General features: G+C 64.5%; 11 protein-coding genes. 2 read left to right on the forward strand and 9 right to left on the reverse strand.

The genetic code is table 11. The annotated features are described in order from the left end of the window. Positions 1–4: 4 nt before the first annotated feature. From WJW29_RS04960 to WJW29_RS04990, 7 genes are read right to left on the reverse strand one after another with little or no spacing between them, the layout of a single operon-like run. Positions 5–451, reverse strand: coding sequence for a molybdenum cofactor biosynthesis protein MoaE (locus WJW29_RS04960; protein WP_011257910.1), 447 nt, complete (start codon positions 449–451; stop codon positions 5–7). Continuing rightward, positions 448–693 carry a MoaD/ThiS family protein gene (locus WJW29_RS04965; RefSeq protein WP_011257909.1) on the reverse strand — a complete coding sequence of 82 codons (246 nt, stop codon included), beginning with the start codon at positions 691–693 and terminating at the stop codon, positions 448–450. Before WJW29_RS04965 ends, WJW29_RS04960 begins: the two co-directional genes overlap by 4 nt. Further along, positions 690–1,187: a cyclic pyranopterin monophosphate synthase MoaC gene (moaC, locus tag WJW29_RS04970; RefSeq protein WP_011407742.1), complete on the reverse strand. Its 498-nt coding sequence runs from the start codon at positions 1,185–1,187 to the stop codon at positions 690–692. The genes WJW29_RS04965 and moaC overlap by 4 nt, the downstream gene beginning before the upstream one ends. A 24-nt stretch (positions 1,188–1,211) precedes the next feature. Beyond that, complete coding sequence (locus tag WJW29_RS04975; RefSeq protein ID WP_011257907.1) at positions 1,212–1,571, reverse strand: nuclear transport factor 2 family protein; 360 nt, start codon at positions 1,569–1,571, stop codon at positions 1,212–1,214. Between the two features lie 17 nt (positions 1,572–1,588). Then, positions 1,589–2,620: a GTP 3',8-cyclase MoaA gene (gene moaA, locus WJW29_RS04980; RefSeq protein ID WP_011257906.1), complete on the reverse strand. Its 1,032-nt coding sequence runs from the start codon at positions 2,618–2,620 to the stop codon at positions 1,589–1,591. Further along, positions 2,620–3,369 carry an MBL fold metallo-hydrolase gene (locus WJW29_RS04985; RefSeq protein ID WP_011257905.1) on the reverse strand — a complete coding sequence of 250 codons (750 nt, stop codon included), beginning with the start codon at positions 3,367–3,369 and terminating at the stop codon, positions 2,620–2,622. Before WJW29_RS04985 ends, moaA begins: the two co-directional genes overlap by 1 nt. Continuing rightward, positions 3,369–4,118 carry a 3-deoxy-D-manno-octulosonic acid kinase gene (locus tag WJW29_RS04990; protein ID WP_011257904.1) on the reverse strand — a complete coding sequence of 250 codons (750 nt, stop codon included), beginning with the start codon at positions 4,116–4,118 and terminating at the stop codon, positions 3,369–3,371. Before WJW29_RS04990 ends, WJW29_RS04985 begins: the two co-directional genes overlap by 1 nt. Before the next feature lie 20 nt (positions 4,119–4,138). Here WJW29_RS04990 and WJW29_RS04995 point away from each other — a divergent pair, with 20 nt between their 5' ends. Then, positions 4,139–5,188, forward strand: coding sequence for a glycosyltransferase family 9 protein (locus WJW29_RS04995; protein ID WP_011257903.1), 1,050 nt, complete (start codon positions 4,139–4,141; stop codon positions 5,186–5,188). A 210-nt stretch (positions 5,189–5,398) separates the two neighbouring features. Here the strand turns inward: WJW29_RS04995 and WJW29_RS05000 are convergent, their stop codons facing one another. Then, complete coding sequence (locus WJW29_RS05000; protein ID WP_011257902.1) at positions 5,399–5,803, reverse strand: DUF6165 family protein; 405 nt, start codon at positions 5,801–5,803, stop codon at positions 5,399–5,401. A 41-nt stretch (positions 5,804–5,844) separates the two neighbouring features. Here WJW29_RS05000 and WJW29_RS05005 point away from each other — a divergent pair, with 41 nt between their 5' ends. Further along, positions 5,845–6,600: a site-specific integrase gene (locus WJW29_RS05005; RefSeq protein WP_011257901.1), complete on the forward strand. Its 756-nt coding sequence runs from the start codon at positions 5,845–5,847 to the stop codon at positions 6,598–6,600. A 98-nt stretch (positions 6,601–6,698) separates the two neighbouring features. Here the strand turns inward: WJW29_RS05005 and WJW29_RS05010 are convergent. Further along, positions 6,699–6,962: transposase (locus WJW29_RS05010; protein WP_146763654.1), on the reverse strand; the 264-nt coding region annotated here is incomplete at its 5' end.

The raw sequence follows: 6,962 nt of genomic DNA on the forward strand, positions 1-6,962 counted from the left end.
CCTGCTACGGTTGCGACTCCGGATGCAACCAACCCGCATCGCCTTCCAGGTAATGCTCGTGCTTCCAGATCGGCACGCGTGCCTTGACTTCATCGATGATGTAGCGGCACGCATCGAATGCGGCGCCACGGTGCGCTGCACTGACGCCGACCCACACCGCCATGTCGCCGATGCGCAGCTCGCCCACGCGGTGCACGCAATGCGCGTGCACGATGGCGAATCGCTGCATTGCTTCGTCGAGAACGCGCTGCCCTTCGGCCTGTGCGAGCGCGGCGTAGGCTTCGTAGCGCAGCCCGGCCACGCCGCGGCCTTCGTTGTGATTGCGTACCCAGCCTTCGAAACTGGCAAACGCCCCAGCGTGCGGGTGCTCGACGCAGGCACGCAACTGGTCGACCGGCAATGGCACCTCGGAAAGCGTAAAGATCGCTGCACCCTGTTCGCTCACGCTCAACCTCCCGACACCGGCGGAATGAACACCACTTCGCTGCCGTCGCGCAGCGCATCCTCCCAGCGCGCGAATGCGCCATCCACTGCCACCCGCAATTGCGCTGGTGTCCAGCGCAGGCCGTGCCGCGCATCGAGCTCGGCATACAGGCCACGCAAGCTCGGTGCATCGGACTGCACGCGCTCGTCGGCCATGCCTACTGCCTCGCGCAGGCTGGCGAAATACAGCACCGTCACTGTCGCAGTCATTGCGCCGCTCCGATATCGCGCTTGCCGCCGCGCTTGGACACCAATCTGGTCGGACCAATGCTCATGCTGTGCGACAACGCCTTGCACATGTCATAGACCGTCAGCGCAGCCACGCTGGCACCGGTAAGCGCCTCCATTTCCACGCCGGTACGATGCACGCAACGCACCGTGCAACGGATGTCCAGCACCTGCTCGCCCGCCCAGTCGATCTCGAAACGGCAGGCATCGATCGGCAATGGGTGGCAGAACGGAATCAATTCGTGCGTGCGCTTGACCGCCATGGTGCCGGCAATCACCGCCGTCTCCACGATGCCGCCCTTGGCGCTACGCAAGCCGTTGGCGCGCAGCTGTGCGGCCACGGCTGCCGGAAAGCGCACGCGGCTTTCTGCAGTCGCGCTACGGGCGGTGATCGCCTTGCCCGAGACATCCACCATCGTGGGAAGCCCGGCATCGTCGAGGTGTGTCAGGCGTGCGGAACGGGATTTTGCAGGCATGGGAAGCAACGCGAAGACAGGCAATCAGGATGCGGCATTCTCGGTGAACAGGGTGCCTTGATGAAACAGCAGCTGCCATCCATCAGCGTTCCTATGCCACAACGCGCTGCGCAAAGCTTGCCGTTCAACGCCCTGGCGGCGATCTATCGACCGATAGCGCAACGACGCCAGATCCGGCGCCAGCCGCACACATTCGGAGCCATCGGCCTGGTAATCGGCAGCAACACCGGATGCGCACACGGCCGCGATCACTTCACTGCGCGTGGACCGACGACCTGAGGTACCGAACTCGCCAAACGCCGGATCGAGCGACGCCTCCAACACCTGCACATCGGCACGCAGCTGCGGATCGCGCAGACGCTGTTCCAGCGTGCGCAGCAGCACCGGCAGCGCGCCCTAGCTCATCCGCCGATTAAAAACATCTCGACCGGCTTGCCGCGCCGTGGCACCGAGGCGCGCACTTCGCTGTAGCGGTCGCCACGCACACTCCAGCACTGCCATAGATGCGTCGCCAGCGCAGGCTCGCCATTGGCCAGTGCCGGTTTCAGGTCATGCCCCTGACTGGCGAACAGGCAGGTATATAGATGCCCATCTGCCGAGACGCGCGCACGCTGGCAATCGCCGCAGAACGGCACGCTGACCGAACTGACGAAGCCCACTTCGCCGGCGCCATCCGCGAACGCGTGGCGCTGCGCCACTTCACCGGTGTAATGGGCGTCCAGCGCCACCAACGGCCAGCGCGCATGGATGCGTTCATGCAATTGCGCAGAGGTCACCACCGCATCCGGCGTCCAGCCATTGCAGCTACCCACATCCATGAATTCGATAAAGCGCAGCACGTGTCCGGTGCCGCGGAAGTGCTCCACCAGCGGCAGCACCTGATCTTCGTTGACGCCACGCTGCACTACGCAATTGATCTTCAGCCGCTGGAAGCCGGCCTGCTCGGCCGCGGCGATGCCGGCCAGCACCCGCGCAATCTCGCCGCGGTCGCCGTTCATGCGTCTGAACAATGCCGGTTCCAGCGCATCCATGCTGACGGTGATGCGGCGCAACCCCGCCTGCCGCAGCGCGACGGCCTGGCGCGCAAGCAAGGTGCCGTTGGTGGTCAGCGCCAGATCTTCGATGCCCTCGATCGCAGTCAGCCGCGCAATCAGGCTCGGTAGATCGCGACGCAGCAGCGGCTCGCCGCCGGTCAGGCGCACCTTGGTCACACCGACCGACACGAAGGCACGCACCAGGGTTTCCAGCTGATCGAAACTCAACCGCTGCCGCGAGTCGAACCCGTAGTCGTCGGGTACGCGATCGGCCGGCATGCAGTACCCGCAGCGAAAATTGCAGGCCTCGATCACCGACAGGCGCAGATCGCGCAGCGGACGGCCATAGCGGTCCTGCATCGGCGCCGTGGCAAGATTCGGCAGCAGCAAGGCGCCCATCAGGGCACCGTCGCTGCGGTCGGGTTCGCCAGCGCAAGGTATTGACCGGGCACGGCGACGCGGTGGCCACGCGCACGCAGCACATCGCCGTCGGCGTCGCTGGCGTAGTGGTACAGCAGCATGCGGCTCAACAGGTCCTGCGGGTATTCCCGCTCCAAATCGTCAACGCCAGTGTGCGACGGGTTGCCGTGAACGCCGCAGTCATGTGCGATGAGTTCGCTGTCGTCCGCATAGCGCTTCAACATCTCCGGAATGGGCCGGGTATCGCCGGTCCAGACCAGCGCGCCCTTCAACCGCAGGCCGTAGGCCGTCTCCGGCCAGTGGTGGCGGACCGGGAACACTTCCAGCCGTACGCCGTCGTGCCAGAACGCATCGCCGACCGGCACCAGCTGAAACGCATCCCAGAAGTTCGCTCCGCCTTCGGCCAGCACGTTCGGGTAATCGGCGATGCGCCGTTGCAGCAGCGGCACGACTGGCGCCGGCACGTACAGGCGTGTGCGCCCGCGGCGCTCGGAGAAATAGCTGTCGACGAACACCCGCTCCAGCCCACCGACGTGGTCCAGATGCACATGGGTAATGAAGATCGCCTGCGGCAGCTGGCCGTAATGAGCCTGATAGGCGGTTAAACCTTCGCTGCCGCAATCGATGGTCAGCCATGGGACGCCGGCGCGTTCGAGCGTGGCCATCGGCGAGCCAAGCGCCACCGCCGACGCATTGCCAACTCCCTGCACCCGCAAGGCCCAGTCCATCAGTAGCCCCGGCCCCAGGCCAGTTCGTAGGCGCGGTGCAGGCGCTCATAGTCTTTATCGACGTCCTCGCCGCTGCGGTTGCCGCGCAGCTTCAACAGCGAGCGATGCAGGCGCTTGAGATTACGCTCACGCCAGCGCGTGGCCGGAATGCGCAGCACGCCGCGGTCGAAATCGATCAACCAGCCATGCCCGCCGGCATCGAACAGGATGTTGTGCGCGTTGAGGTCGGGGTGATCCAGGCCGGCACGATGGAAGCGCGCGATCAATTGCCCGGTCGCCTCCCATGGCGCGCCGCGGCCGGCCAACTGGGCGTGATCGGCCAAGGAGCGCACGTTTTCCAGCCGCTCCATCAACAGCGCAGCGCGATAGCCCAGACCTTCGCGCAGATAGCAGGCGGCCAGCGGACGCGGCACCGGTAACTTGCGTTTGATCAGTTCGCGCATTAGCCGGAATTCGGCAAAACTGCGCGTGCGCCCTGCCCCTTTCCATAGATAGCGATCGCGGCTCACACGTGCGGCCATGCCGCCACGCAGATACTGCCGTAACACGCTGCGGCCGAACGGCGCATCTACGAACCACGCGCCGCCACGCCCGCCTTTATCCACCGGCCGCGCCCTGTCGCCCCACGATTGCGGCGAAAACAGACTGGCATCGGCTTGCCGCAGCCGTTCGCGGTCGAACACAATGGCGCCATACCCGCGACCTTCGCGGTACGGCGCCAACGCTTCGGTGGCATCGAAAGAAACCATCTATCGAGTCTAACAACACCATGGCTGTAACGCCCGCATCGCTGTGTTTGCTGCGCTTGTCCGCCCTGGGCGATGTCACGCATGTGGTGCCGCTGGTGCGCATGTTGCAGGCGGGGTTTCCTGAAACCCAACTGCATTGGATCATCGACAAGGCCGGGCTGAAGTTGCTCGAGGGGCTGCCCGATGTGCACTTCCACGCCTACGACAAACGCAGCGGCGTGGCCGGCATGCGCGCACTACGTCAATCGCTCGCACCGCTGGGGCGTTTCGATGCCTTGCTGCAAATGCAGGTGGCCTTTCGCGCCAATGTGCTGTCGGCCTTCGTGCCGGCGCGGCGACGCATCGGCTACGACCGCAACCGCTCCAAGGACCTGCACGGCCTGTTCGTCAACGAGCGCATCGCCGACCACCCCGGCATCCATGTGCTCGACGCCATCGGCAGCTTTGCCGAGCCGCTGGGCCTGCGCCAGACCCAGGTGCGCTGGGACCTGCCGGTGCCTGAAGAAGCGCACGCCTGGGCACGCGCGCAATGGGACGACGACGGCCGCCCCGTACTGATGATTTCCCCGTGCTCCAGCCACGCGCGGCGCAACTGGTATGCCGATCGCCACGCCGCGCTCGCCGATCACGCCGCCGCACAGGGTTGGCGGATCGTGCTGTGCGGCGGCCGCAGCGACCTGGAGCGCAGCACTGCCGATGCCATCGTTGCGGCCGCACGCACGCCGGTGCTGGACTTGGTTGGCAAGGACACCCTCAAGCAACTGCCTGCCCTGCTCGCGCGTGCGGACCTGGTGGTCACCCCGGATTCCGGGCCAATGCACATCGCCAACGCGATGGGCACCAAGGTGCTGGGCCTGCACGCGGCCAGCAATCCCTCGCGCAGCGGCCCGTATTCGGACGTGCGCTATTGCGTGGACCGCTACGACGCAGCCGCGCGCAAGTTCCTGCACAAGCCGGCCGACCGGCTACGCTGGGGAACAAAGATCGAATTCGACGACGTGATGTCGCTGATCACCGTGGACGATGCGATCGCCGCCTTCGAGCGGTATCGCGCCGACCACCCGCGCTGAGGATCGGCGATCAATCACCGCCGGACTGCCACACGGTTGGCGCAAAAGGCGAGGCATCCAGCACTTCATCACCGGCTCTGAATCTGCTCGGCGATCAGGCGCCGGGCAAGTTGCGGAGGTGCCCGTACCAATGGGCATGAGATCGAGCGAATACGCTTCAGCAACACATCGCGCTGTCAGCCCACCCGCGCAATCAAACCGTCAACACGCTCAGGCGCCGGTGGCGCGATAGTCCTGATAGGACTTTTCTTCCACATAGGAAGACCCCAGCGCCAGGTTGATCTCCTTCTTGATGCGCGCGCGCTCATCGTTTTCGATATAGACGCTGCGCGCCAGCTGCACGAAGCTGTCGTCGAAGGTTTGCGCTTGCTCCTTGAGGCGGATGTCGTCCTCGATCACCCACAGCCGCTCATTGACGGCCTTCAGCTCGGCGCGCAGGCGCACGATGTCGTGGCCGGCGGCCGGATGCGCCATCCAGCTGGTTTCCAGCGCAGACAGCTCGTTGCGCACATTGGTCAACTTGGCCGCATCGCGCATGCGCTCGGACTTGATCTGCAGGATCGCGATCTTGTCGAGCAGCTCACCAAAGGACACGGGCACCAGGATCTCGGACATGACAGGCCTCCAACGGGGTCGGGTGGATTGTAGTCATCGCCGTGGACACGGAGGACGTCTTATCCATCCTGCGGCCAATCTGGACGACCAAGACCGAAACAGCGACCCGCGTGCGCCAACGTATCGAGACGATCCTTGATGCCGCCACGGTGAAGCGGAAGCGGACTGGCGACAACCCGGCGCGCTGGAAGGGCCATCTGTCGATGATCCTCCCCAAGCCCAAGACGGTCGCTCCGGTCCAGAACTTCCCGGCACTCCCTTACAAGGACATCCCCGAGTTCATGGCCGCATTGCGCAAGCGACACGGCGAGGCAGCGCGCGCTCTGGAGTTCACGATCCTGACTGCCGCCCGCACCGGAATGACCCTGGGAGCGGTCCCGGCCGAGTTCACCGGCAACGACTGGACTTGTCCAGCTGAACGAATGAAATCCAAGAAGGAACACGTCGTTCCGCTCTCGACAGCGGCCCAGGCAATCGTCAAGCCCAGGCTTTCGCGGAAGCTTTTGTTCCCGAATGACGTCTCTGGCGAACCGCTATCGGAGAATGCAATGCTCGCATTGCTCAAACGCATGGACCGCGGCGACATCACCGTTCACGGCTTTCGATCGACCTTCAAGGATTGGGCAAGCGAGGTCACCGACTTCCCCGATGACCTGTCCGAGGCAGCGCTAGCGCATGAGATAACGGACAAGGCCAAAGCCGCTTACAAGCGCGGCAAGATGTTGGAGAAGCGACGCAAGATGATGGAAGCATGGGCCAACTACTGCGCATCCCCGCCGGCGCACCCTATCTCATGAAGATTCCAGGCATCGATAGCACACGTTTTCATGCCGGCTGAACTCCACGCAGGCATATCCTCGGCCTACAGATGGATCGCACGCATCGCCCCACCTGATTAGCACGCACTTTCAGCGGTGAACAGGGTGACATCACGCAGGGCCCGGTCGGACCACGGCTTGCTGGCGGCTGCGGCGGCCAGCAAGCTGGGCACCAGCCGGGTCAGATCGAAACGGCGGTTGAACCGCCACATCGTCTCTGCCAGGTAGCGCTGGGCGTATTTGGCGAATTTGAAGGCGTGATAGGCACCGTCCAGCAAACGCTTTAGGTTGGACAACACCACGTTGACCCAGCGTGCGTTCTCTGCCTCGCAGCGACTTCG

It is taken from the genome of Xanthomonas sp. JL1, assembly GCF_038405005.1.